Here is a 24,324-nt window from a genome sequence, read left to right as displayed (position 1 = left end):
CGGCCGACCGGGGGGGGGGGGGCGCGGGAGCCCCGCCCCGCCTCCCCCCGCCAATGGGACACCCTGGTGCACCGCATCCGCGATCAGTTGTCGGCGGGCGCGGTGGCGACGCTGGCCGGCCGGCAATGATGACCGCCATCCGCGTCGCGGCGGACAGCTCCAGTGTCACCCGCAAGGTGCTGGTCACGGTCGTCACCGGCGGCGCCACGTTTGTGATCACCAACGCTTTGAAGCAGACGCCGGCCACCAGCATCACGCTGTCCGTGCTGATCGGCGGGATCGCGCTGCTGATCCGGTTCCTGAGCGACTTCGAGAAGCGGCTCAGCTCCCTGGAACGCATCGAAGGCGAGAGCATCGTGGAGATGCGCCGCCTCATCGACGAGACGTTCCCCCAGATCAGCGCGGCCACCGACCTCTACCGCAAGATCGGCGACTCGGCGCTGGAGCCCGCCGTGATCACCGAGCTGGTGCTGAACTCCACCCGGGTCTCGCGGGAATCGCCGGGCATCGTCCGCGAGTTCGTCCAAACCAAGATCAAGGAGACGTCGCGGCTGCTCAAGCAGATCGTGGAGGGTGGCACGATCACGTACTACGGCGAGGACCGGGAGTGGCTGCTCGGGCTCACCCAGACCGCCACCGAGGGCATCGACGCGATCAGCATAGCCGCGGTCGATCACAACCTCTGGCAGAGTGAGATCGGCCAGCGCTACCTGGACGCCCAGCGCCGAGCCGCCGCGGCGGGCCGCCAGGTGCGACGCATCTTCGTCCTCGACTCGCACGGCATCGCCGAGGATCCCGAGCTGCTCAAGGTGTGCGCCGAGCAGCGCCGCATGGAGATCCAGGTGCGCCTGCTCGCCCGGCCCGATGTCCCGCCGCACCTCAAGGTCCAGGTGCGCGATCTGATCCTGTTCGACGACATCCTGGCGTACGAGACCACACCCACCCCGGACAGCGATCCGCGGAACGCGCAGGTCTCCGAGACCCGCCTCGTGCTGACCCCCGACCGGGTGGACGAGTGCACCCGGCTGTTCAGTGACCTGTGGGCCGCCTCCAGCGAGCCGCACTACATGAACACATAGCGGATCCGGTCGACGAACTCCGCGGGCAGCTCAACGCGTTCGCCCGCCGCGCGGGTCCGGATCAGCGTGTCAACCGCAGCCGGCACCGCCACCTGACCCAGAATCGTGCGGACCGCCACCTCGATCGGCAGGAACCGCGCCGCCAGCACGGAGAACGTCCGGTAGGCACGCAACGGCGCAGCGTCCGCCTGCAACTGAATGACCGGCGGCAACTCCTCCCACGTCGCCGGGACGTCCGGCAGTGACATGGGCTGCGGCTGCGCCACCGGCTCGCCCAGGTGCCGCAGCAAACCGAGCCGCTGCAGTTGCCACACCGCGGCCAGGAACGGGCACGACCACAACCGGCCGTCGCGCCCGTCGCGCCACAACTCGATGTCCAGGAAGATCGAATGGTTGCGCGCCGCACTCTGCCGAGGCGGTTGCCACTGCCGCGGTGCTGCCATGGCCGCGCTGCCCTGGGTCACGGGGGAGCGCTCACCGTTGGTCAGCCAGCCGGTCTGCGAGGCGGGCGGGCGTGATCCGTCGGCACCTTCGGGCGGCTCGCTGACCAGGTGGCCTTGCACCACCGCGGCCAAGTCGATGCCGTCCGCGGTGGCGCAGCCGGATTCCCGGGCGATGTAGTCGATGCGCAGGCCCGCCTCCGCTGCAGCGCCGGCGAGCATGTCGATGACCTTGTCCGGGCTGCTGAACCGGGTGAAGTAGTCATCGATCAGGAAACACGTGCTGATCCGCGGCGTACGCCCGGCCACCTCGTCCGCGGCAGCCGCGCGGGCGGCCTCGGCCCAGGGCGCGACCCGCCGGAACTGGGTCAGCAGGTGCGCCGGACCGGCCTCGAAGTCGTCCATGTACAGGTGGCCCAGCTCGATCGACAGGTGCGACAACGCCACCGAGCGCAGGACCGGCGTCGCGGTCTCCTCGGCGAACACGTCGTAGTCCGGCGCCATCACAGCCCGATCCACGCGTCGTCGTCGGACAGCTTCTTGGCCAGCAGCTCGAACGCGGTGACCGTCTCCTGGTTGGCCGTGCCGTGCAGCAAGACGTCCTCGTTGGACAGCAACTGCTCCTGCCACTGCAGCACCGGGTCGAGCGGGATCTCGCCGAGCAGCACCGACCGGCCCACCCCCATGCTCCCGGCCAGCTCGTGCAGCCGGCTGTCACACCGGTCGAGCCAGGCCAGCTGCTCCGGGCGCAAACCGGCCTGACCTTGCGCGGCCGGGTTGAGCACCGCGGTGCGGATGAACCGGATCGAGCGCCGCAGCGCATCCTGGTCGTGTCCGCGTTTACGCCCGGCGTCGAGCAGCCCGTGCTGCCCGCGCACCAGGCCCGAGGCGGCGAGGATGTGCTGCCGGGTCCACCGATGGAAGACCAGCCAGCGGGCGTTGAGACCGGTCAGCTCGGGGCGGGCCGTCGCGGCCAGCACGATGTCGGTGGCGTACGAGCGTCCGGCGCTGAGGTCGACGATGGCCAGGTCGAACTCGTCGGCCACGCGCAGCAACAGCGACACGCACCGCTGCACCATCTCCGGCGTCGCCTGGAACTCACCGCCGCCCCGGTCGCCGGGCATCAGCACCAGCCGCCCCGCACCGGCCGGACGGCTGCGTAGCACGTCACGCTCGGATTCGCTCCACACATCGATGCGGCCCGGCTCGTCGACCTCACCCAGGAAGTAGGTGTGCAAGCCGTCGCCCGAGTCGACGCCGGCGGTCACGCCCGGCAGGTCGAAGATCGCGCCGGAGGTCGGGCTGCCGAAGTCGAAGTCCAGGTAGACGCAGTCCGAACCGTCGAGCGCCGCCCGGTACGCCACATTGCTGCTGGTCACCGAGCGCCCGGTGCCTCCCTTGTCGGACGTGGCGAAGATCAGCATGTCAGTACGCCCCGGAGTGGGCGCGCCGGGCGGCCGACAACCGGTCGAGCTTGCGCAGCACTTCCTCGGTCACCGCCACGGCCACCCCGGGCCGCTCGCGGCGCACCGTGCGGGCCCGTTCGAGGTCGACGCCGATCTGGTTGAGCTGCTCTCCCAGCGACTGGCCGCTGTAGGTGGAGTTGTTCAGCCGCTCCCGGTCGTACAGGTGCTCCGCCTCGTTGAGCAGGTCCGCCGCGATGTCGGCGAGCAGGTCGCTGCTCAGCGGATCCTCGTTGATGATGCGGGCCGCCGTCACCAGGCAGTCGACCACCCGCTTGGTGAAATACCAGGAGGCATCGGTGAACTTGACGTCGAGCTGCGGATAGGTGCGCCCGGGCTGATCCCACAGCCCCTCGGGCAGCCCGTCGCCGATGATCCGGCCTTCCAGGTGCTTCCACATGTCGTCGGACAGATCCAGCAGCCGGCTGCGTACCGTGCCGTCGTTGAGCAGCCCGGCCACGGTCAGCGTCCGCTTGAGCAACAGCGGAGACAAGTCGGCGACCGTCCAGGACAGCCGCGGGCCACCGGCCGAGTCGCTGCCCTCCAGCGGGAAGCGCAGCCCCGGGTGGTGCACGTCGAGCGCGGACTCGCGCTCGGAGGAACGGCGGGTGATCCGGCTGCGGTTCGCCAGCTCCTCCAGGACGCTACCGACCCGCCGCAGATCGGCGTCCGAGGCCCGGGTGGCGATCATGTTCTGCATGACCATGCCGCCGACCAGCAGGGTGAAGTAGTCGAACTCGATGCCGTCGGTGGTGCGCCACGGCAGGTCCTCCAACGGCCAGCGCCCGCCGCCGAACGTCGCGATGACCGCCCAGTAGGAACGGGTCAGCTCGAACCGCAGTTGCAAAGCCTGCGCGAGCTTGAGCTGAGCCTCGTCGAGCAGGCCCAGCAGCCGGGTGCGTTCGGACGACAGGGCCTGGATCGCGTCGCAAGCCACAGTCGTGAAGTAGAGATAGGGCGCGTTCTGCGCCGCACCGGGACCCTGCGTGCCGACGTCGGAGGTCTCGATCTGCGGCGCCTCCCGCACGATGCCCCACGACCAGCCGCACTCGAACAGCCGGTTGGGCAGGTCGAGCTCGCTGCCCTCGGCCGCACCGGAACCAATGGTGACATCGTCGCGCAGCCGGGCGTTGATCTCGCGCAGCGCCTCGCGCAACTCGTCGACGACCATGCGGGTGGGCCGGCGTTCCTGATTGACCAGGCGGACCAGCTCGCGCCCGAAGTCGTCGTCGGCGGAGAACACGTTGACGGTGAAGCTGCGCAGCAGCCCCACCATGGCCGCGCTGAGGCGCTTGCTGGCCGCCGCCTCCAGCCGGTCGACCTCGCCGAGCAGGGCCGGCCGGGAGACGATCTGGCGGAACACGCGGGTGAAGCCGACCACCGCGAGCATCAGCGTGACGCTGATGGAGAACGAGTCCACCACGTCCAGCCGGCGCTGCTCGTCGGAGATGCCGTTGTCGACGCCACCCGCGCGGAAGTAGGAGCCACCGGAGAACCTCGGGGTGCCGTCCTTGTCGGTGTAGGTGTCGAGGTAGGTGTTGATCGCCTTGATCAGTCGCTGTGGCACCTGGATGTCGTCGCCGAGCCCGCTCAAGGCGTCCAGCACGTCGCGATTGGCGGCGTCGGGATTGTCGAGGCGGAACAGCGGGATCTCGGTTGCCGGCGCGATGATGCACAGCAGTTGCTCGGCGTCGCTGATCGAGTTGGCGCCGTCGCGGCCACCGAACTGCCAGTCACCATCCGGGTAGGACATCCGGATGGTGGCGCGCCAGATGTCGAGAATGCGTTGACGCGGCTGGATCTGCATCGGACTGTCGTCACCTACTCGTCCAGGGGTCCGCTATTTCTTCCGGCGTCCCGTAGCCACGATCATGCCGCCGTAGCCGTCGCGCAGACCGTTGCTCTCGATGGGCCTGATTGACACATCCCGCGCAAGCTCCGAAAGCTGACGCTCGATGTCCTGCTCACCCACCGAGAACGCCGGGAAGGTGATGTTGCCGACCCGGTAGCCGGAGGAGTCCTTCATGAAGGCCGCGGCGAACGGGGCGTGGTTTCTCAGCGAGCCGATGAACGTGCGCAGCGCTCGCTTGAACTCGTCGTCGCGGTTGGTGATCGACTCGGCGACGAAGAACATCGTGCCCATGTCGTACTCGTCCTCGGGCAGGTTGAAGATGTTGCCCTTCTTCACCTGGGCACGCCGGCTCAGCAAGTTGAGCGGGTCCTTGATGGCGCGGTAGTCGTCGCGCCCGTTGGTCATCTCCGACCAGAACTGCCACCACGACTCGTTCGGCTCGGCCTTCTGGCGCTGCAGCCAGTCGCAGTTGGTGGCCGCACGCTCGTACAGCGTGATCTCGGCGGCGAACGGCAGCATGGTCAGGGCGGGGTAGAGGTTCGCCCCGGCGCCCACGTCGATCGCCTTGTGCCGCCACTGATCGGGATAGCGCCGCTTCTGCTCCTGGAAGAAGTCGCTGACGATCTCGATGATGTGCCGGTCGTCGTCGCGCAGGCTGCCATAGTTGTGATCGAAGTAGGCGGCCGAGTCGAACTGGTCCCAGTCGACGCCGTCGTTACTGATCCGCGTCCATACCGCACTGTCGGTATCGGGTGCGGTTGGCTTACTCACGGATTTTCCTCCGAGGATCAGGTCGGTCAACGACGAAGTCCCTGATCGGCGCTCTTCTTCGAGCGTAGGGCCCCGGCGCAGGTGGCGGGTGCGATTTTCACATGACGCACGGCAATCACGCCGGACGTCCGGTGTGGCACATGTTCGGTTGTCTGGATCGCCGAGCGGTGACCACCCGATGGGGGTAAGCCGCACGGTCAGCCTCACGCGCTTGCTGGTGGAGGACAGTACTCAACTCTAGTCATTCGTCAAGTCCGCCGGTCCGGCGCTTGTGGACAGAGCCCCCGCTCGCCGTCCGCTTTCTGTTAAGAACCATTGCCATTCATCGATGTGAACGCCAGGATGAACACAGCATGGCTGGTCATCGATGCGTAGGAGTCGTCATGAGTAACAGGCGTGCCATATTTGCCGTCCTCTCCGGCGCGGCTGTCGCGGTTGTCACCGCTGCGGTCCTTGTGCCCGGGGTCCAGGCTTCCGCGTCCACGACCCCCGTCGCAGCGGCGGCCGTCGCCTGTTCCGCGCCGGCCTGGGCGGAAGGTCCGACATACCCGGCCGGCACCCAGGTCACCTATTCCGGGCATCTCTACTCAGCACTTGTCACTCACACGGCGTACCCGGGCACCGGCTGGAACCCGGCCGCTACCCCCACGCTGTGGAAGGACCTCGGTGCCTGCACCGGCGGAGGCCCGACCGTGCCACCACCGAGCAGCCCACCGCCGACCAGCCCACCGCCGACGAACCCCCCGCCGACGACACCTCCGCCCGGGGGCAGCACCTGTGCGGTGAAGTCCAAGCCCGCCGGCAAGGTGCTGGTCGGCTACTGGGAGAACTGGGACGGCGCCAGCAACGGCGTGCACCCCGGGCTGGGCTGGATCCCGATCACCGACAGCCGCCTGGCGCAGCACGGCTACAACGTCATCAACGCCGCGTTCCCGGTGATCCGCTCCGATGGCACGGTGCTGTGGCAGGACGGCATGGACGCCGGGGTCAAGGTCGCCACCCCGGCGCAGATGTGCCAGGCCAAGGCCGGTGGAGCCACGCTGCTGATGTCGATCGGCGGCGCGGCGGCGGGCATCGACCTCAGCTCGGCGGCGGTGGCGGACCGCTTCGTCGCCACCATCGTGCCGATCCTCAAGCAGTACAACTTCGACGGCATCGACATCGACATCGAAACCGGGCTGACCGGCAGCGGCAGCATCGGTACGCTGTCCACCTCGCAGGCCAATCTGGTCCGCATCATCGACGGCGTGCTGGCGCAGATGCCGTCCAATTTCGGGCTGACCATGGCCCCCGAGACGGCCTACGTGACCGGTGGCAGCGTGACGTACGGGTCGATCTGGGGGTCGTACCTGCCGATCATCAAGAAGTACGCCGACAACGGGCGGCTGTGGTGGCTCAACATGCAGTACTACAACGGGAGCATGTACGGGTGCTCGGGTGACTCGTACGCGGCGGGCACGGTGCAGGGGTTCGTGGCCCAGACCCAGTGCCTCAACAACGGCCTGACGATTCAGGGCGTGACCGTGAGGGTGCCGTACGACAAGCAGGTCCCCGGTCTGCCGGCGCAACCCGGAGCCGGTGGCGGGTACATGACGCCGTCGCTGGTGTCGCAGTCGTGGAACAGTTTGAACGGCAGCCTCAAGGGGCTGATGACGTGGTCGGCCAACTGGGACGGCTCGAAGGGCTGGACCTTCGGCGACAACGTCAAGGCGCTGCAGGGTCGCTGACGGGCGGCTGCCGGAGGCAGGCCCGTACGCAGGCAGACAGCATCTGGAACGCCGGCCGCGACTCGTTGCGCCTCGGCGAACGGTGGAACGGGCGAAGTCCCTCCTCCATCCCCAACGCAGGCGATCGGTGCACCCAGGCGTCGGCGCTGGGGGCGCCGATTGCTGCCGCTTGAGCGGGCCGGGCTTGAGCTGGCCGGACCTGAGCGGTTCGGGGTGTGACCCAGGCTGCCTCGCGCCAAGTCTTTGACTGTGAAATAATTGCGTAGTCAAAGAGGTTGTGCGGGGCAGTCCGGGGCCGGTGGTCCCGACCGGGAGCTCAGGAGCGGTCATGCAGTTCGGCATCTTCACCGTCAGCGACATCACCACCGATCCGACGACCGGACAGGCGCCCAGCGAGGCCGAGCGGATCAAGAACGTTGTCACGATCGCCAAGCACGCCGAGGATGTCGGGCTGGACGTCTTCGCGCTGGGTGAGCACCACAACGAGCCGTTCTTCTCGTCCTCGCCCACCACGACGCTGGCCTACATCGCGGCGCAGACCGAAAAGCTTCTGCTGAGTACGTCCACGACCCTGATCACGACGAACGACCCCGTCAAGATCGCCGAGGACTATGCGATGCTGCAGCACCTCGCGGACGGGCGGGTCGACCTGATGATGGGCCGGGGCAACACCGGACCGGTGTACCCCTGGTTCGGCAAGGACATCCGCGCCGGCATCCCGCTGGCCATCGAGAACTACGCGCTGCTGCACCGCCTCTGGCGCGAGCACGTGGTCGACTGGCAGGGCAAGTTCCGCACCCCGTTGCAGTCGTTCACCTCGACCCCGCGCCCGCTCGACGGCATCCCGCCGTTCGTCTGGCACGGGTCGATCCGCAGCCCCGAGATCGCCGAGCAGGCTGCCTATTACGCAGATGGCTTCTTCGCGAACCACATCTTCTGGCCCGCCTCGCACACCCAGCGGATGATTGCCTTGTACCGCGAGCGCTTCGCCCATTACGGTCACGGCGATCCCGACCAAGCGATCGTCGGCCTCGGCGGGCAGGTGTTCATGCGCAAGAACAGCCAGGACGCGGTGAACGAGTTCCGGCCCTACTTCGACAACGCCCCGGTGTACGGCCACGGCCCGTCGCTGGAGGACTTCACCCGCGAGACGCCGCTGACCGTCGGCAGCCCGCAGCAGGTCAGCGATCGCACCCTGGGCTTCCGCGAGTACGTCGGTGACTACCAACGGCAGCTGTTCCTGCTCGATCATGCGGGCCTCCCGCTCAAGACCGTGCTCGAACAGCTGGATCTGCTGGGCGCTGAGGTCGTACCGGTGCTGCGTAAGGAATTTGCCGCCCTCAAGCCGGCGCATGTGCCGGACGCCCCGACCCACGCCTCCCTGCTCGCCGCCTCGCTGGAAAGGACCCCTGTCGCATGAGTCAGCGTTCCCTCGTGGTGATCACGGCGGGCCTGAGCCAGCCGTCGTCCACCCGCCTGCTCGCCGACCGGCTGGCCGCCGCGGTCACCGCCTCCGCCCTGGCCGAGGTCGATGTCCGCGGGGTCGATGTCCGCGGGGTCGACGTGCGCGTCGTCGAGTTGCGCGACCTGGCCCACGACATCATGAACCACATGCTGACGGGTTTCCCGCCGGCCGCGCTCAAGGAGGCCCTTGATGCGGTGGAGGCTGCCGATGCTCTGATCGCGGTCACGCCGGTGTTCACGGCTTCCTGCAGCGGGCTGTTCAAGTCGTTCTTCGACGTGCTGGACAAGGATGCGCTGGTCGGCAAGCCGGTGCTGCTCGCGGCCACGGCCGGCACGGCCCGGCACTCGCTGGTGCTCGAACACGCGTTGCGGCCGATGTTCGCCTATCTTCGGGCCGTGACGATGCCGACGGCGGTGTTCGCCGCTTCCGAGGACTGGGGTGGCTCGTCGGCGCTGCAGGACCGGATCTCGCGAGGAGCCGAGGAGCTGTCGCGGGAGATCGCGCGCCGCGGGCCGGTGCAGGTGGGGGACCCGTTTGCGCTGAACACCTCGTTCGAGGACCTGCTGGCCGGGTAAGAAATCAGGAACAAGCGCGAAGGGGGCATCATGGGCGAGATCGTGCTCATCCGGCACGGGCAGACCGAGTGGAGTGCGAACGGGCGGCACACCTCGTACACCGAGCTGGATCTGACGGAGATCGGCGAGCAGCAGGCGCGCGAAGCCGGCAAAAGGCTGCAGGGACGCACGTTCGCAGCCGTCATCTCCAGCCCGCGCAGGCGTGCCCTGCGCACCGCCGAACTCGCCGGGCTGAGCGTCACGGAAACCACCGAGGATCTCGCCGAGTGGAACTATGGCGAGTACGAGGGCATCACCACGGCCACCATCCACGAAACGGTGCCGAGCTGGAAGCTGTGGAGCGACGGCGCCCCCGGGGGTGAGTCGCCGGAGCAGGTCGCCGAGCGGCTGGACCGGGTGCTCGCCCATGCCCGGACGCTGCTCGACGGCGGTGACGTGGCGCTGGTGGCGCACGGGCACAGCCTGCGCGTGGCGGGGGCCCGCTGGATCGGGCTGCCGGCCAGCGGGGGAGCGCTGCTCAAGCTGGACACGGCCACGCTGTCGACGCTTGGCTTCGAGCACGGCGAACCCGCCATCGACACCTGGAACGCTGCCTGCTCGTAGCCGCCCCGATTCACGGCGAAGCAGGTGCGCGGCGGCGGTGAGCAGGCACTTGGCCGCAGTGCGCAGGCGCGCGGCGGCGATCAGGCGGGTCACAGCGGTGCCAGGCCGGGGATGCCGTAGCGGGCGTCGAGGACCTGCATCGCCGCACCGGCTGCGATGACGTCTTCGCCGAGGCTGGTGAGGGTGACCTCGACCGTGAGCCAGTCGGCGCGGGGGACCTGGGTGCGGATTGCCTCGGTGACCGCATCCAGGTAGACCTTGCCGTGGCGTAACAGGTCGGCGCCGGCCAGCACCACGTGCGCCAGGTCCAGCGTCTGCAGCAGGTTGACCACGCCCACCCCGAGCACTTCGGCGGCTCGGTGGATGTCGCCGGCTTCGGCCGCACCGTCATGCACTGCTTCAAGACAGCCATGACGTCCGCAGGCGCATTGCGGGCCGTCCAGCGCTACGACGGTGTGACCGAACTCGCCCGCGTTGGTGTGCGATCCGCGATGGGTGGCGCCGCCCAGCCACAACCCCGCGCCGACACCCGACTCGACCATGATCAGCGCCGCGTCGCGCAACGCCGGCCCGCGCCGCCAGGCCTCCGCCGTCACGCCCGCGGTGACGTCCTTGTCGACAAGCACCGGAAGGCCCAGCACCTCTTCGGCGAACTCCGCGAGCGGAACGTCGTGCCAGTGCCGCATGCGGTGCGCGCCGCGAACCGTTCCGGCGGCATGATCCAGTGGCCCGATCATCCCGATGCCGATCCCTGTCAGCTTGCCTGCGAGGTCGTGCCTGGTGTGGACATCGGTGATCATCTCGGCCATCCGGTCGAGCAGTTGCGCCGGGTTGAAATCGGGCGGCAGCGGACTCACGGCCGACTGGATGACCCGACCGGCGAGATCGGTCAGGACCAAGCGGACGGTACGACGGGAGACGTGCGCGCCGATCGCATAGCGGCTCCCGGGCACCAGCTCATAGACCCCCGCGGGCTTGCCGATCGCCGGTCGGCGGACCCCGGCGGGCGCTATGACGCCCTCCTCGACCAGGCGGGCGAGGACCTTGGAAACGGCCTGCGGGGTGAGCCCGGTGGCCTCGGACACGTCGCCGCGCTCGAACGTGCGCCACGTGCGAGCCAAGGCCATGACCAGGGCTTCGTTGTATCCCCGCAGGAATGTCAGATCCGCCGCTGTGCGATGCATGACACCACCTTATGCCTAAGGAAACAGCGTTGCTAAAGTCGGTCGGGTGGAACACCTGAGCCCCCGTCACCGTTGGACCGCGCTGCTCGCCCTCGCCTTGGGCGGGGTGGCGATCGGCCTTACCGAGTTCGTCGCGATGGGTCTGCTGCCCGAGATCGCGCGAGGCCTGCTGCCCAGCGAATACGCCGCCTCGTCGTCCGGCGCCGTCGCCAAAGCCGGCTGGATGATCACGGCCTACGCGCTGGGCGTCGTGGTCGGAGCACCAACGATCGCAGCGCTAACCGCACGCGTGCCGAGGAAGAAGCTCGTCCTCGGTCTCCTCGTTCTGTTCGTCGTCGGCACCATCGGCTCGGCGGTCGCCCCGACGTTCGGCCTGGTGCTGGTCGCGCGGTTCGTGGCTGCCCTGCCGCACGGCGCCTATTTCGGTGCGGCCGGCATGCTCGCGGCCACCCTGATGGGTCCCGGCAAGCAGGCGCGCGGCTTCGCGGCCGTGCTCAGCGGACTCACTGTGGCAAATCTGGCCGGTGTGCCACTGATCACCCGGCTCGGGCAGGCGGCGGGCTGGCGGGCGGCGTACCTGATCATCGGCGGTGTCTTTGTGCTGACACTGCTGGCGGTCGCGCTGATCGTGCCCGAGGTGAAGGCGGCCGAGGGCGGCTCCCCGCGAGCCGAGCTGCAAGCGCTGCGCCGGCCCCGGGTCTGGCTCGTCGCGGCCACCGGAGCGATCGGCTTCGCCGGCTTCTTCGCGGTCGACAGCTACATCGCCCCGGTCACCACCGATGTCACGCACCTCTCGTCCGGCGTCGTGCCCTGGGTCCTGGTCGCGGTCGGGCTCGGCATGACGATCGGTAACGCTCTGGGCGGCACGTTCGCCGACCGCAACCTGCACCGCGCCATGCTGATCGGCTTCACGGCCGTCATCGCGTCGACAATCATCTTCGCCGCCACGGCCGGCAGCATCATCGGCCTATTCGCCGGGGCGTTCCTGATCGGCGCCTCAAGCCTGTTCCTCGGCCCGACCCTGCAGGCCCGCCTGATCGAGGTGGCCCCCGGTGCGCAACTGATGGGCGCGGCGCTCAGCCAGTCCGCGATGAACGTTGCCAACAGCCTGGGCGCTGCGCTGGGGGGCCTGGGCATCGCGTGGGGCCTGGGCTACCTCAGTCCGGCTTGGATCGGGGTGGTGCTGGGCGTTCTCGGGTTGGTGCTGGCCGCGGTCAGCTTCGCCACCGAACGGAAAACGAAGGAGGCCGAACCGGTTCCCGTCCTGCAGTGACGGCGTAGCCGGCGGAAACGCCCACGGCTGCAGCAAGGCTGTGAGTGGAGCCGTGGGGCCGGCGGTCTCGAGGCCCACTTCGAACTCGTGGCGGACGTCGTGACCGTGCCAGAGCGGGAGCGAGCGGGAAGGCGCGAGGGTTCAGGGGACCATCCAGCTGAGCACCGGGGTGGCTTGCAGGGTGACCAGGATGCACATCACCAGGAGCAGGGCGAGGCTCCAGCCCACGACCTTGCGGAAGATGTCGCCTTCGCGCCCGGCCATGCCTACTGCTGAGGCGGCGATTGCCAGGTTCTGGGGGCTGATCATTTTGCCGAGGACGCCGCCGGAGGAGTTGGCGGCTGCCAGCAGGAGCGGGTCCAGGCCGGCTTTGGCCGCGGTTTGCACCTGCAGCGCGCCGAACAGGGCGTTTGCTGAGGTGTCGGAGCCGGTCACGGCCACGCCGATCCACCCCAGGATCGAGGACAGGAAGACGAAGGCGCCGCCGGCTGCGGCCAGGGATTCGCCCAGGGTTGCGGTTTGGCCGCTTTGGTTCATCACGTACGCCAAAGCGAGCACGGCCATCACGGTCACAAGGGCATGGCGCAGTTCAACGTACGTTCTGAGGTAAGCCTTCACCGCCCGCGCAGGACCGACTCGCAGTACCAGCGCCGTCAGAATGCCGGCCAGGATCATCAGCGTACCGGCGGCGGGCAGCCAGCCCAGCGTAAACGTGGTGGAGGACAAGGGTTTGCCGTTGCCACCGAGCACGTGCAGGCCCGGCCAGCCGAACGCAACGGTCCACGGCTCCTCGGCCAGCGCCGCCTTGACCGCGCCGATGTTCACGATCGAGAAGATCGCAATGATGATCAGGTACGGCGCATAGGCGCGCGCTACCTCGGCCGGGGTGTCGCGCTGCTCGGCTGTGAGGACCTGACCGGGTGCGCTGTCCGCCGCGGGTGAGTCCCCGCGGCGCGGCACCATACTGGCCCCGGCAGCAGAGGCGGAGGAAGTGTCCGAGCCGGGAGCCGGCTCGCTCAGCGCGGGAGACTCGACGGGGCGCCAGAAGCGCAGGAGCAGGACCACCGCGGCGGCCGACAGCAGCGCGGCGATGATGTCGGTCAGGGGCACCGAGATGTAGTTCGACGCCGCGAACTGGCTCAAACCGAACACCAAGCCGGCCACGACGGCGGCCGGCCAGGTCTGGCGTACACCGCGGCGGCCGTCGATCACGGCTACCAGGGCCAGGGGGGCCACCACGGCCAGCAGCGGCGTCTGGCGGCCCACCATAGCGCCCAGGGTCTCGGTGGTCAGGCGGGTGTCGTCGCTGACTCCGGACGTGACCGTACCCAGCGTGGTGATGGGCGTGGCCAGGGCACCGAAAGCCACCGGGGCAGTGTTGGCGATCAAAGCCACCGAGGCTGCGCGTACGGGTAGAAAGCCCAGCGCCATCAACATGACAACGGTGACGGCTACCGGGGTCCCGAAGCCGGCCAGCGCCTCCAGCAGCGCGCCGAAGCAGAACGCCACGATGATGGCCTGGATCCGCATGTCCGGGCTGACCCGCTCCATCGAACGCCTGAGCACGTCAAAGTGTCCACTTGACACGGTGAGGTTGTAGACCCAGATGGCGTTGATGACGATCCACAGAATGGGAAAGAAGCCGAACGCCGCGCCTTCGGTGGCCGACAGCAGCGCCTGGCCCACCGGCATGGTGTAGACGGCGATGGCAACGACGAGGGCCACGGCCAGCGAGACGAGCCCGGCCAGCCATGCCCGCATGCGCAGCGCACCCAGCAACAGGAACAGCGTGAGCAGAGGCAGAACCGCGCACAGGGCGGACAGGCCGACGGAATCGGCGATGGGATCGGTCACGATCGTGAACTGGTCGGACATGGTGTGCCATCCAGGTTCCTCGATGATTCCTGGAGGGCAATGTAAACCGTGCGGCTGCTACGGCGATACAGCCAGTTCTCTCAAGAACGCCGCTACACCGGCTGCGGACAAGGTTTCCGGCGGGTCGAGCAGGCGCCGCTGACGGGCCGCCCCGGTACCCTCCGCGCGTACCCGGTCCAGCTCGGCCGTAATGACTTCGAGGTCGCCGAAGGCGGTCAGCGTCGGCGTCACGAACTCGACAAGCTCGTCCACCAGCTCCCACGCGGGTCGCGGCTGCCCGGTGCGTACGTCCAGCAGGGTTCCTTCGAGCCCGGCGTGCGCGGCGTTCCAGTGCGCCGCCTCCAGCACGGTATCGGAAGCCGGGCCCAGCGGACCGGGTGTGGACTGCAGCACCGTCACCAGTGCTCGGATCAGCCCGGCGATGAGCACGGTGTCGGCGGGCGTCGCACACACGTCGGCCACCCGGATCTCGATCGTCGGGTAGGCGGCCGACGGGCGGGCGTACCAGAGGATCATCGAGTCGTCGAGCATGGCCGAGGCCGCCACGAGCGTACGGATGGTCTGCTCGTAGTCCGCAAAGGACTCGAACGCCGGGGTGGGTCCGAGTGCCGGCCACCGCTTGAGCTGCAGCGAGCGCCAACTGGCGTGGCCGGTGTCGACGCCCTGGTACAGCGGCGAGTTCGCGGCGATCGCTTGGATCAACGGCAGCCAGGGGCGCAGCCGGGTGCTGACCAGGATCGCCGTTTCCGGATCGGGCACCCCGACATGCACGTGGCAGCCGCAGACCGCCGCGTCATAGGCGATCGGCCCGTAATGCCGGGTGATGGCGCGGAACCGGGGATCGTCGGCCGGCTCGCGTACCGGCTCAGCCAGCGGCGTGGCACCCACCGCAACCAGCAGGACCCCCGCCTCCGCCGCCGCGTCCGCAGCGGCCGAGCGCATCAGGTCGAGTTCCCGCCGCAGCTCGGCCAGCCCCGAGCATACCGGCGTGACCATCTCCAGCATGCTGTGGCGGAACTCCAGGCGGCTCTGCAGGCGCATCGCATCCGGCAGCGCCCCGAGCGCCTTCTGCACCACCGGCGCATTCTGCCCGGTCTCCGGATCGATGAGCAGATACTCCTCCTCGACCCCCAGGGTGGGCGCCGCGTTCACGAGCGCGTAGCGGTCAGCACCACGACCGCGATCCGTTCGGCGTGTGCATAGGCGTCGCCGTCGAGTTCCTCGTCGTACACGTCGGGGTCCATCTCCCGGTAGTTCCACTGCAGATCGGTGCCGGTCAGCAGCGACGCGATGGACGCCCGCAGGCGGTCCTCGCCGTCGACGATACCGACGCCACTGAACAGCACCAGCGAACCGCCGGGGGCCAGCCGGGTCCGCGCCGCCTCGATGATGCGCAGCGACAAATCGTGGCCGCCGTCGCCGCCGCCGTCGCGGTACCGCCGGCCGGCTGGGTCGATCATGAAGGGCGGGTTGGAGATGATCAGGTCGAACCGGCCGCTGACGTCGTCGAGCAGGTTGCTCAGCCGGGGCTGCACGTTGGGCGTACCGGCCAGCGCGGCGTTGACCGTGGCCAGGCGCAGCGCCGCGGTGTTGATGTCGACGGCGAGAACCTCAGCGTCCGGGATCCGCTTGGCCACGGTGATCGCGCCCGCGCCGGTGCCCGTGCCGATGTCCACCGCCCGCTTGACCGGCCGGGGGCGCTGGGCGAGGCACGCGATCACGGCGTCGGCCATCCGGTAGGTGTCCGGGCCGAAGAACACCGCATCCTCGGCGGTCGTCGGGAAGGCTGAATGCACGAACAGCTCCCCGTCGTACGAGGAGAAGCGCACCGTGCTCCGCCGCAGTTCGCCTTCCTCGGCAAGGGCGCCGGAAGCACTGAGCAGGGCCTCGACGCGCGGGGGCAGCAGGCCGGGCTCGAACGGGCGGCTCCAGCCGAGCACGTCGCGCAGGTTCGTGGCGACAGCGTTCTCCGGGCGGCGGTTGACCCGCTCGTGGGTGGCCGGTGTGACGGTGGTGAACGCGTACCCCAGGCTCTTCAGCTCGGTGCCAAGGGCCTGCAGGGCCGCGGTGGGAGTCTCAGTCGTGAGCACGGCGGCGGTATCCCCACCTCTGCGCGTTGTATTCAGGGAAGTGGCAGCACAGCGCGCACGTCGCCCAGCCCGCGGGCCACGATCAGGGCGCCGCCAGGGCCGACGTTACCCCAGCGGCCGACCTTTTTATCCCACTTTCGCCAGGTGAGGGGGTCGATGGCCACGCGGACCCGGGCCGACGCCCCCGGCGCCACCATGACCTCCCCCCACCCGGCCAGCCGCACCGGATCACCAGCCGGCCCGGCCGGTCCGCCGCCCGGAAAGGGAGCCGGGGAGGCGGGCCGGAAGTAGACCTGCACAACCTCCCGGCCCTCGCGCAAACCGGTGTTGGCAACCGTGACCTCGACGCTGCGACCATCCACCAGCGCGTCGGCATAGTCCCAGGTCGTGTAGCCCAATCCGTGTCCGAACCAGAACGCCGGCGGCGGGGCCAGCCCGGCATCGTGCCCGCGATAACCCGGGAAGCGGCCCTCCTCGTACGCCAGCACACCGTCCACCGGCGTCACCGACCACGCGGGCGACCCGCCGTCCTCGGCCGGGAACGTGGTCACCAGCCGCCCGGCCGGTTCAAGCTCGCCCAGCAGCACCGCTGCGATCGCATGCCCCGCTTCCTGACCGGGCAGCCCGGCCCACAGCACCGCATCCACCCGGTCGCGCCACGGCATGATCACCGGGCTGGCCGCGTTGAGCACGACCACGGTGCGCCGGGCAGCTCCGGCCACCGCCTCGACCAGCGCGTTCTGGGCGCCCGGCAGGTGCAGCGTGCTCTTGTCGACGCCTTCGGTCTCCTGTTCGTCGGTGAAGCCCACGACCACCACGGCAACGTCGGCGTCGGCGGCGGCCCGCACCGCGTCGTCGATGACGTCCACTGTCTCGCGGCGCGCCGGACGTCCGATCAGGCCGAACAGCCCCGCGGCGCTGAACGCGTCGAAGCCGGAGCCGAGCCGGGCGGTGGCTTCGAACAGGGTGCCGGCGCTCACGTCGTACACCTCGGTGGACAGCGGTGGCGCGACCAGCTCGACGCCGAAGTTGCGGCCCGAGGTGGCCAGCGAGAAGCTCTTCTTGATGTCACCGATCCGCACGCACCAGGCGCCCGAGCCGAGCACGCCCAGCTCAGCGGTGCCGTCGCGGGTGATGACGGCGGACAGCACGACGGTGGCGACGGCTTGGTCGTAGGGTTCGTCCAGGCCGGCCGTGGTGGTGGCGTCCGGTGCGTGCCGCCGCTCCAGCTCCGTGCCGTCCCCGGCCAGCAATCGCACCTGTACGCCCGCAGCCCCCACCTGCGGGTCCACCAGAAAGCCTCCCCGCGCCGCAACGGGCCGGGTTCGTACCTCCACCCCGTCCACGACCGTGACCTGCTCACCCAGCCGCTCACGCAGACCTTGCGCGACGCTGACCTGGTACGGCGGTGTGACCTGGGCCGATCCGCCGCCCATGCCGATGGTCTCCAGCGCATGCCGCCCGATCAGCGCAACGTGCTGCGATCGGTTCAGCGGCAGCGTCTGATCGCCGTTGGTCAGCACGGTCATGCCCCGGGCGGCCAGCCGGGTGAGCTGCTCGCGGGACGGCGGCGCCGGCGCCGGGGGATGATCCCCGGTGACCCGATCGGCGAGGTGCAGCAGCCGGGCCACGTGCTCGTCGATGACGTGCTCGTCGATCTCGCCGGCTTCGACCGCGGCCACCAGCGCGTCACCCCAGGGGCCACGCGGACCCGGCATGACCAGGTCGACGCCGCTGTTCGCGGTCGGCCCGGCATGCTTGGCGGCGAACCAGTCCGACATGATCAGGCCCGGGAAGCCCCACTCCTGCTTGACGATGCCGGTGGTGATCGCCGCGTGCTCGCTCATCGCGATCCCGTTCACCGCGTTGTAGGAGGCCATGATCGCCCACGGGTCAGCCTCGGCGACCAGGATCTCGAACGGCAGCAGCGCCACCTCGCGCAACGTGGCCTCGTCGAGCACACAGTCGACCGTGTTGCGTCCGGTCTCGCTGTCGTTGGCGACCAGATGCTTCGGTGCGGCCCCGACCCCCAGCTCCTGCACGGCCTTCACGAGGGCAGCGGCCAGCTTGCCGGTGAGCAGCGGATCCTCCGAGTAGGCCTCGAACAACCGCCCACCCAACGGCGACCGGGGAAGGTTCACATTAGGACCGAGAATCAGCTGTACGTCGCGCGCCCGCGCTTCCCCGGCGAGCACCCGCCCGGCCTCGGCCAGCACGTCCTCGCTCCAGGAGGCGCCCAGCAGCGTCGGGTTGGGCAGCAGCACGGCCACGGGACCGCCGCTGAACACGGCACCGCGCACCCCGGCCGGGCCGTCCGACACCCGGATCGTGGCCAGGCCGATCGGCTGCGAGGCGGCCAGCGTGAACGCCGACGCCCCGGTCAGCAGCGCCACCTTGGCGGACAGCGCGAGGGCCTTGATGCGCTCGGCGGGGCTGGGGATCATGAGTCCTTCGGGGTCTACCGACACGTGTAACTCCTCGCGTCGTCAACCTATGGGTCCACCCCGCACCGCAGCAAGCACCGGGAGGCGCGCCGACGATGACCGGGTTGCCGCGCTCCACGCGCCGGGTGACCAGCGCGGACGTGGCCCGGGTGGCCGGCGTCTCGCGGGCCACGGTGAGCTACGTGCTCAACGACACGCCGCATCAGACGATCTCGGCGGCGACCCGGTCGCGGGTGCCCGGTGTGGCGGCGAGCCTGGGGTACGCGCCGTCGGCGGCCGATCAGCGAGGTCTGGAAGGCCCTCACCCCGGCCGCCGTGCTCGCGTTCACCAGCTTCACCGATCCTGAGTTCGAGGCCATGCACGCAGCGGGTGATCCCCGCGTGCGCATCCTCGCCGAGCCCCGCCTCGGCGGCGTGCGCGACGGCTGCGCCGCGGGGAACCTGCCGCGACCGCACGTGAGTATTGCCACCTGACGTACAGGGTTCGCACACGCGGGGCTCAGGCTGATAGCGAAAGGTAGGGGTGCAGCAAACGACCACGTCGCAGGGAGCCCGACATGCTTGAGCAGCTGAACCGTACCGGGGTGAACCAGATGTTCGCGCCGAACGCCGCGCCGCGCCGCGCCGAACCGGTGGTCGCGGTGCTCGGCTACCACGGCCGCGTCGCCGGTCTGGCCATGCACCTGCCCGGCGGATGGTCGGTGCGCTACGCCACCGCTCTGGACGACGTGCACGCCGGCGACATCGTGCTGATCAGCGGCGCCAGCGAGGCCGACGTGGTCGACGCGCGGGCGATGCTCAGCTCCCGTACCCGGGTGGTGGCGCTGCTCGACGACGACGCCCCGGCCCACCTGGTCGCCGCGGTGCTGACCGCCGGCGCCGACGTGTGCGTGCGAGGCGGCCAGCCCGCGATCCTGGCCGGCCACCTCGTCGCCTGCCGCCGCCGCCAGCTCACCGACCGCTGGGTCGACCTCGAGGCGTCGATCGGCTGAGCCTGCTCACGACGTCGGGGACGGGCTCGCCGCCGGCGCGAGAGCCTGGCACGCCTTCTTGGCCTCGGTGACCGTGGCGTCGGTGGAGGTCAGCGTGCTGAGATCGGTGACGCCGTGGTCCTTCAGGCAGTTCGTGTACGCCGCGTCGAGCCCGTTGCCACCCTGGTTGCCCCGGCCCGCACCCATGCTGGGCCGCAGCGACGCGCACGCCGACTGAGCCTTCTGCCACGTTGCGTCATCGACGTTGCCGGGCTTCTGGAACCCACTGCCGAACCCGCCCCGGCCCGGTCCACCGCTGGGCCGCGTGCCGTCGGGGGCACCGCTGGGCCGGGCACCTCCGGACGGCCAGTTACCGCGCGGGTACCCCGACGCATCGGCCGACGGGCGGTTGCGGGCCATGCCCGAGGGCATCGTGATGGTCACGCCGTTCTGACTCAGGCACTCGGTGTACGCCGCGAAACCGTTCGCGCCGCCCGGCCCGCCACCACCCGGGGTGCCGGAAGCCGAACTGGAGTCATCGGATCCGCCGCACGCAGCGACGGTGAACACCAGCGCCGCGGCCGCGACGAGCAGGCCGGCAATGCGGCGCGGGGTCGATCTCTGGTTCAGCGGCACGGTTTCTCTCCTTGCTTACGCGGATACGACGATCCAGACAAGTCCGCGCACCTCGCTGCAACCTCCGGCCATCCTCGGAATTGGCTATGAGCGCTCCGAGCCAACTTCGAGCCAGGACCGAGCCCACGGCGAGGACAAGGCACAACACTGTGCGCCCATGGGTATCGGCTCGACCGGGATGAACCGGCGCTGGGCATGGGTGGCCGCCGGCATCGTCGTGATCCTGGCGCTGGCCGCCGGGGTGGCGCGTGCCCTCACCGCGGGCGCGGGCGACAAACCCCAGGCGCAGCCCGTAAGCGTGGCGGTCGACAAGGGCGCGGTCACGACCGAGGTGGCCACCACCGGAACGCTGCAACCGGCCCAGACCCGCACCCTCTCGTTCGCAGTCGCCGGAACGGTGGAAAGCGTGAAAGTCCGCGCGGGCTCCACGGTGGGAGCGGGGGACACCCTCGCCACGGTGGACGACACGGACGCGCGGGCGGCGGTCGGCTCGGCCCGCGATGCGCTTACCGAGGCGGAGGACGCGCTGACCTCGGCGCAGGATGCGGCGGCCACACCGGCAACCGGTTGCGTTGCGCCCGCTGCGTACGCCGATCCAGCTCCTGCCGCTTCGGCTACCGGCAGCCCGCGGCCGACGCGGACCGTGACGCCGGTGCCGACGAAGACGAGCGCCACGGCCGCCCCTGAGCCGTCGCGGACCACAGCGCCCTCGCCGACTCCCACGCGGACTTCGACCGGCGGCCAGAACGGCACCCCGGGTGGCAGCCAGACCGGCTCTTCAGGCGGCGGGCAGAACGGCAGCCAGGGTGGGCAAAATGGCGCGCAGAACGGCGGTGGTCAGGGGCAGAGCGGACAAAGCGGCGACAGTGCGGGTGGCACGTGCTCGCAGAGCAGCGGCGCTGGCAATGGCGCCGATGGCAGTGGCGGGGCCCGAAGCGGCGGCGGGGATGCTGTGCTCAGCGCCCAGCAGCGCGTCAACCAGGCGCAGGTGGCCCTTGAGAACGCTGAGGACAACCTCGATGGCGCCACCATCACCGCCCCGATCCGCGGGCGTGTGCTGTCGGTGGCCGGCCAGGTCGGCAGCCAGGTCGGCGCCGGGTCCACCTTCATCAGCCTCGCCGACGTGTACGACATGCAGGTCAGCGCCGACTTCCCCGAAGCCGACGCGGGGGCCCTGGCCGCACGCCAGAAAGCCACCATCGCCCTGGCCAACCGCACCGGCGACGATCTCGGCGCCACCGTCGTGCAGGTCGACCCGGTCGGCACCAGCGACGGCACCATGGTCCGCTACGGCGTCCTGCTCTCCTTCGACGACCCGCCCACCGACCTGCTCGTCGGGCAGAGCGCCGCGGTGCGGGTGACCACCGGCTCCGCCCAGGATGTGCTGCGCGTGCCCAGCACCGCCGTGCACGACGTGGCCGGCACCAGCGGCACCGTGCTCAAGGACGGCGCCCAGCTCACGGTCACCATCGGTCTGCGCGGCGACCAGTACACCGGCATCGCCGCCGGGCTGGTGCAGGGGGACGTGGTGGCCCGGTCGTGGTGAGCCCAGCGGGCGCACACCACATTCAAAGGCAATTCAAAGGTAGCGTTGATAGTTCTTCCGGGTGCATTCCGATTCGCGAGGTTCCGTCGCCCTGTCCGAGCCGCCGTCGTCCCGGCCGGCCCGGGTCCTGGTGGTCGACGACGAGCCCAACATCTCCGCGCTGCTCTCGGCCACGTTGCGCCTGGTCGCCTTTGACGTCCGGGTCGCCGAGTCGGGCCATGGCGCGCTCGTCGTGGTTGAGGATTTCGAGCCGGACCTGGTGGTGCTCGACGTGATGCTGCCCGACCTGGACGGCTTCGAGGTAGCCCGGCGCCTGCGGGCCGCCGGGTGCAGCACGCCGGTGCTGTTCCTCACCGCGCGCGACACCGTCGAGGACCGGGTTGCCGGGCTGACCGCCGGGGCCGACGACTATGTGGCCAAGCCGTTCAGCCTCGAGGAAGTGGTACTGCGGATCCGGGCGATCCTGCGCCGCAGCCAGCCCGAGCTGGACGCGCCGGCGGTGGCCGCCACGCTGCGCTACGCCGACCTGGAGCTGGACGAGGACGCCCACGAGGTACGCCGCGCGGGCCGGTTGATCGACCTGTCGCCGACCGAGTTCAACCTGCTCAAGTACCTGATGATCAACTCCGGCCGGGTGGTCAGCAAGGCGCAGATCCTGGACCGGGTCTGGAAGTACGACTTCGGCGGCGACGGGCGCATCGTCGAGTCCTACGTCTACTACCTGCGGCGCAAGATCGACACGACCGGGCAGCCGCTGATCCACACCGTGCGCGGCGTGGGATACGCGTTGCGGCTGCCTCGCGGCGACGAATGAGAGCAGTCCGGCGCTGGGGCCACTGGACGCTGCGCTCCCGGCTCGTCCTGGTGGTCGCCGCGCTGGCAGCGGTGGCGCTGATGATCGCCAACGTGGCGGGGCTGCTGCTGATCCGTGGCTATCTCGGTGACCGCATCGACGAGCAGCTCACCGGCATGGTCCGGCCGTTCACCAGCGTCAACGCGAACCGCCCGCCGGAGGCCAGCCAGTTCCCCCGCGCCCGGTTCCGGCTCGGCGCCGACCAGGTCATGTACGTCTACACCGCCGCCGGCACCCTTGACCCGCCGCGCAGCTCCACCGCCGACGCCACCCGCCCACCCGTGCAACCGGTTGCCGAGGTGCAGGCGCACGCGCTCACCGGCGAGCCGTACACCGTTGATGCCGTCGACGGCAGCGCGAACTGGCGGCTGCTCGCGGTCACCGACACCGCCTCGGGCAGCGTGGTGGTCATCGGCTCGTCGCTGGTCGAGGTGGAACAAACCGTCGAGCGGCTGGCCGTCATCGACGTCGGCGTCACCCTGCTGGTGCTGGCGTTGCTCGCGGCCGGGGCCGCTTTTGTCGTACGGCTGGGGCTGCGCCCGCTGACCGGGATGGAACAGCTGGCCACCGCCATCTCGGCGGGCAACCTGTCCGGCCGCGTCGCCGACACCGACGCGCACACCGAACCCGGCCGGCTGGGCAACGCGCTCAACCTGATGCTCTCGCGCATCGAAGCCGAGGTGTCCGCCCGCACGGACTCCGAGCAGCGGCTGCGCCAGTTCGTCGCGGACGCCTCGCACGAGTTGCGCACCCCGCTGACCTCGATCCGCGGGTTCGCCGAACTGTACCGGCGCGGCGGGGCACCACCCGGGCCGCAGCTCGACGAGACGATGAGCCGCATCGAGGGCGAGGCCGCCCGGATGAGTGTGCTGGTCGAGGACATGCTGATGCTGGCGCGCCTGGACCAGAAACGCCCGCCGGTGCTGCGCCCGGTGGACCTGCTGGAGATCGCCGCCGACACGATCCGCGACGCGCACGCCCGGGTCCCGGACCGCCCGGTACGACTGGCCGCCCTCGATGACGACAGCGACACCTTCGAACCGCCCACCGTGCTGGGCGACGAGCACGGGCTGCGCCAGGTCGCCACGAACCTGGTGGCCAACGCGTTGCAGCACACCATCAAGCCGGCCACCGTTACGGTCCGCGTGGGCCGGGTGGACCGTTACGTGCCGCGCGCCGAGGTGGTCAGCTCGGGGCGGGGGGCTGTGGACGTACCCCTGGCGGTCCTGGAAGTGTGCGACGACGGCCCGGGCGTTCCCGCTGAGCACGCCCCGCGCGTCTTTGAACGGCTCTATCGGGCGGATTCGTCGCGTACGCGCGGCAAGGGTGGCGGGTCGGGGCTCGGGCTGTCCATCGTGGCGGCGATCGTTGACGGTCACGGCGGGTGGGTCGAACTGGATCCGGCGCGCGGGTCAGGGGCGACGTTCCGGGTGCTGCTGCCCGCCTCGGGTGACCGGCTGTGAGGTTCCGAGGTGGC

General features: G+C 69.9%; 22 protein-coding genes. 12 read left to right on the top strand and 10 right to left on the bottom strand.

Annotation, left to right across the window (positions count from 1 at the left end):
- Nucleotides 1-125: 125 nt before the first annotated feature.
- Nucleotides 126-1,079 (top strand): DUF6879 family protein, encoded by a 954-nt coding sequence (locus TFC3_RS17175; RefSeq protein WP_067500862.1) that lies wholly within the window; start codon nucleotides 126-128, stop codon nucleotides 1,077-1,079.
- Here TFC3_RS17175 and TFC3_RS17170 read toward each other — a convergent pair.
- From TFC3_RS17170 to TFC3_RS17155, 4 genes are read right to left on the bottom strand one after another with little or no spacing between them, the layout of a single operon-like run.
- Entirely contained in the window at nucleotides 1,064-2,038 is a 975-nt protein-coding gene (locus tag TFC3_RS17170) for an SCO2522 family protein (protein WP_236718167.1), read from the bottom strand. The two genes, TFC3_RS17175 and TFC3_RS17170, sit on opposite strands and share 16 nt — an antisense overlap.
- Complete coding sequence (locus TFC3_RS17165) at nucleotides 2,023-2,943, bottom strand: SCO2523 family variant P-loop protein (RefSeq protein WP_067500860.1); 921 nt, start codon at nucleotides 2,941-2,943, stop codon at nucleotides 2,023-2,025. The genes TFC3_RS17170 and TFC3_RS17165 overlap by 16 nt, the downstream gene beginning before the upstream one ends.
- Before the next feature lies 1 nt (nucleotide 2,944).
- Nucleotides 2,945-4,789 carry an SCO2524 family protein gene (locus TFC3_RS17160; protein WP_067500859.1) on the bottom strand — a complete coding sequence of 615 codons (1,845 nt, stop codon included), beginning with the start codon at nucleotides 4,787-4,789 and terminating at the stop codon, nucleotides 2,945-2,947.
- A 33-nt stretch (nucleotides 4,790-4,822) separates the two neighbouring features.
- The gene (locus tag TFC3_RS17155; protein ID WP_161952611.1) at nucleotides 4,823-5,605 is read right to left on the bottom strand and encodes an SCO2525 family SAM-dependent methyltransferase; all 783 of its coding nucleotides are present in this window, start codon (nucleotides 5,603-5,605) and stop codon (nucleotides 4,823-4,825) included.
- Between the two features lie 383 nt (nucleotides 5,606-5,988).
- Between TFC3_RS17155 and TFC3_RS17150 the strand changes: the two genes are divergently transcribed.
- The 4 genes from TFC3_RS17150 (at nucleotide 5,989) to TFC3_RS17135 (ending at nucleotide 9,975) form a co-directional block, all read left to right on the top strand.
- Nucleotides 5,989-7,332, top strand: a complete 1,344-nt coding sequence (locus TFC3_RS17150) for a glycosyl hydrolase family 18 protein (protein ID WP_067500857.1) — start codon at nucleotides 5,989-5,991, stop codon at nucleotides 7,330-7,332.
- 328 nt (nucleotides 7,333-7,660) lie between these two features.
- A complete protein-coding gene (locus tag TFC3_RS17145; RefSeq protein WP_067500855.1) occupies nucleotides 7,661-8,752 on the top strand; it encodes an LLM class flavin-dependent oxidoreductase in 1,092 nt (363 codons plus the stop codon).
- Nucleotides 8,749-9,372 (top strand): FMN reductase, encoded by a 624-nt coding sequence (locus tag TFC3_RS17140; RefSeq protein ID WP_067500853.1) that lies wholly within the window; start codon nucleotides 8,749-8,751, stop codon nucleotides 9,370-9,372. The genes TFC3_RS17145 and TFC3_RS17140 overlap by 4 nt, the downstream gene beginning before the upstream one ends.
- 30 nt (nucleotides 9,373-9,402) lie before the next feature.
- Nucleotides 9,403-9,975, top strand: a complete 573-nt coding sequence (locus TFC3_RS17135) for a histidine phosphatase family protein (RefSeq protein WP_067500850.1) — start codon at nucleotides 9,403-9,405, stop codon at nucleotides 9,973-9,975.
- A gap of 89 nt (nucleotides 9,976-10,064) precedes the next feature.
- Here the strand turns inward: TFC3_RS17135 and TFC3_RS17130 are convergent, their stop codons facing one another.
- Nucleotides 10,065-11,159 carry an ROK family transcriptional regulator gene (locus tag TFC3_RS17130; RefSeq protein ID WP_067500847.1) on the bottom strand — a complete coding sequence of 365 codons (1,095 nt, stop codon included), beginning with the start codon at nucleotides 11,157-11,159 and terminating at the stop codon, nucleotides 10,065-10,067.
- 46 nt (nucleotides 11,160-11,205) lie between these two features.
- Here TFC3_RS17130 and TFC3_RS17125 point away from each other — a divergent pair, with 46 nt between their 5' ends.
- On the top strand, nucleotides 11,206-12,432 hold the full coding sequence (locus tag TFC3_RS17125) for an MFS transporter (RefSeq protein WP_067500845.1): 1,227 nt from the start codon (nucleotides 11,206-11,208) through the stop codon (nucleotides 12,430-12,432).
- Between the two features lie 141 nt (nucleotides 12,433-12,573).
- Here TFC3_RS17125 and TFC3_RS17120 read toward each other — a convergent pair whose 3' ends face one another.
- The 4 genes from TFC3_RS17120 to TFC3_RS17105 are packed head-to-tail and all read right to left on the bottom strand — an operon-like array spanning nucleotide 12,574 to nucleotide 18,865.
- Nucleotides 12,574-14,307 (bottom strand): L-lactate permease, encoded by a 1,734-nt coding sequence (locus TFC3_RS17120; RefSeq protein WP_067500843.1) that lies wholly within the window; start codon nucleotides 14,305-14,307, stop codon nucleotides 12,574-12,576.
- A gap of 57 nt (nucleotides 14,308-14,364) precedes the next feature.
- Entirely contained in the window at nucleotides 14,365-15,459 is a 1,095-nt protein-coding gene (locus tag TFC3_RS17115) for a glutamate--cysteine ligase (RefSeq protein WP_067500841.1), read from the bottom strand.
- Nucleotides 15,456-16,397, bottom strand: a complete 942-nt coding sequence (locus TFC3_RS17110) for a class I SAM-dependent methyltransferase (protein WP_067500839.1) — start codon at nucleotides 16,395-16,397, stop codon at nucleotides 15,456-15,458. The genes TFC3_RS17115 and TFC3_RS17110 overlap by 4 nt, the downstream gene beginning before the upstream one ends.
- Before the next feature lie 32 nt (nucleotides 16,398-16,429).
- Nucleotides 16,430-18,865 carry a glycoside hydrolase family 3 C-terminal domain-containing protein gene (locus tag TFC3_RS17105; protein WP_236718166.1) on the bottom strand — a complete coding sequence of 812 codons (2,436 nt, stop codon included), beginning with the start codon at nucleotides 18,863-18,865 and terminating at the stop codon, nucleotides 16,430-16,432.
- A gap of 71 nt (nucleotides 18,866-18,936) precedes the next feature.
- On the opposite strand from TFC3_RS17105, the gene TFC3_RS38545 reads away from it, so the two are divergent.
- The 3 genes from TFC3_RS38545 to TFC3_RS17095 all read left to right on the top strand — a co-directional run bounded on the left by TFC3_RS38545 (nucleotide 18,937) and on the right by TFC3_RS17095 (nucleotide 19,833).
- Entirely contained in the window at nucleotides 18,937-19,188 is a 252-nt protein-coding gene (locus TFC3_RS38545) for a LacI family DNA-binding transcriptional regulator (RefSeq protein WP_201787176.1), read from the top strand.
- Nucleotides 19,082-19,315: a hypothetical protein gene (locus TFC3_RS38755; protein ID WP_067500835.1), complete on the top strand. Its 234-nt coding sequence runs from the start codon at nucleotides 19,082-19,084 to the stop codon at nucleotides 19,313-19,315. Before TFC3_RS38545 ends, TFC3_RS38755 begins: the two co-directional genes overlap by 107 nt.
- Before the next feature lie 83 nt (nucleotides 19,316-19,398).
- On the top strand, nucleotides 19,399-19,833 hold the full coding sequence (locus TFC3_RS17095) for a hypothetical protein (protein ID WP_067500833.1): 435 nt from the start codon (nucleotides 19,399-19,401) through the stop codon (nucleotides 19,831-19,833).
- A gap of 6 nt (nucleotides 19,834-19,839) precedes the next feature.
- On the opposite strand, the gene TFC3_RS17090 is transcribed toward TFC3_RS17095, so the two are convergent.
- Nucleotides 19,840-20,448 carry a hypothetical protein gene (locus TFC3_RS17090; protein ID WP_067500831.1) on the bottom strand — a complete coding sequence of 203 codons (609 nt, stop codon included), beginning with the start codon at nucleotides 20,446-20,448 and terminating at the stop codon, nucleotides 19,840-19,842.
- 157 nt (nucleotides 20,449-20,605) lie between these two features.
- Between TFC3_RS17090 and TFC3_RS17085 the strand changes: the two genes are divergently transcribed.
- The 3 genes from TFC3_RS17085 (at nucleotide 20,606) to TFC3_RS17075 (ending at nucleotide 24,310) form a co-directional block, all read left to right on the top strand.
- Complete coding sequence (locus TFC3_RS17085; RefSeq protein WP_067500829.1) at nucleotides 20,606-21,994, top strand: efflux RND transporter periplasmic adaptor subunit; 1,389 nt, start codon at nucleotides 20,606-20,608, stop codon at nucleotides 21,992-21,994.
- Nucleotides 21,995-22,055: 61 nt separating this feature from the next.
- Nucleotides 22,056-22,808 carry a response regulator transcription factor gene (locus TFC3_RS17080; protein ID WP_236718165.1) on the top strand — a complete coding sequence of 251 codons (753 nt, stop codon included), beginning with the start codon at nucleotides 22,056-22,058 and terminating at the stop codon, nucleotides 22,806-22,808.
- Nucleotides 22,805-24,310 carry a cell wall metabolism sensor histidine kinase WalK gene (locus TFC3_RS17075; protein WP_082772113.1) on the top strand — a complete coding sequence of 502 codons (1,506 nt, stop codon included), beginning with the start codon at nucleotides 22,805-22,807 and terminating at the stop codon, nucleotides 24,308-24,310. The genes TFC3_RS17080 and TFC3_RS17075 overlap by 4 nt, the downstream gene beginning before the upstream one ends.
- Nucleotides 24,311-24,324: the final 14 nt, after the last annotated feature.

The organism is Actinoplanes sp. TFC3 (assembly GCF_001553785.1).
Lineage (GTDB): Bacteria > Actinomycetota > Actinomycetes > Mycobacteriales > Micromonosporaceae > Actinoplanes.
The sequence above is the reverse complement of the archived record's forward strand: the minus strand, read 5'-3'. Positions and strand labels throughout refer to the sequence as shown.

Coding starts and splice junctions, on each gene's coding strand:
- TFC3_RS17175 (WP_067500862.1), top strand. CDS start 126: ATGATGACCGCCATCCGCGTCGCGGCGGACAGCTCCAGTGTCACCCGC.
- TFC3_RS17165 (WP_067500860.1), bottom strand. CDS start 2,943: ATGCTGATCTTCGCCACGTCCGACAAGGGAGGCACCGGGCGCTCGGTG.
- TFC3_RS17160 (WP_067500859.1), bottom strand. CDS start 4,789: ATGCAGATCCAGCCGCGTCAACGCATTCTCGACATCTGGCGCGCCACC.
- TFC3_RS17150 (WP_067500857.1), top strand. CDS start 5,989: ATGAGTAACAGGCGTGCCATATTTGCCGTCCTCTCCGGCGCGGCTGTC.
- TFC3_RS17145 (WP_067500855.1), top strand. CDS start 7,661: ATGCAGTTCGGCATCTTCACCGTCAGCGACATCACCACCGATCCGACG.
- TFC3_RS17140 (WP_067500853.1), top strand. CDS start 8,749: ATGAGTCAGCGTTCCCTCGTGGTGATCACGGCGGGCCTGAGCCAGCCG.
- TFC3_RS17135 (WP_067500850.1), top strand. CDS start 9,403: ATGGGCGAGATCGTGCTCATCCGGCACGGGCAGACCGAGTGGAGTGCG.
- TFC3_RS17130 (WP_067500847.1), bottom strand. CDS start 11,159: ATGCATCGCACAGCGGCGGATCTGACATTCCTGCGGGGATACAACGAA.
- TFC3_RS17120 (WP_067500843.1), bottom strand. CDS start 14,307: ATGTCCGACCAGTTCACGATCGTGACCGATCCCATCGCCGATTCCGTC.
- TFC3_RS38545 (WP_201787176.1), top strand. CDS start 18,937: ATGACCGGGTTGCCGCGCTCCACGCGCCGGGTGACCAGCGCGGACGTG.
- TFC3_RS17095 (WP_067500833.1), top strand. CDS start 19,399: ATGCTTGAGCAGCTGAACCGTACCGGGGTGAACCAGATGTTCGCGCCG.
- TFC3_RS17085 (WP_067500829.1), top strand. CDS start 20,606: ATGGGTATCGGCTCGACCGGGATGAACCGGCGCTGGGCATGGGTGGCC.
- TFC3_RS17075 (WP_082772113.1), top strand. CDS start 22,805: ATGAGAGCAGTCCGGCGCTGGGGCCACTGGACGCTGCGCTCCCGGCTC.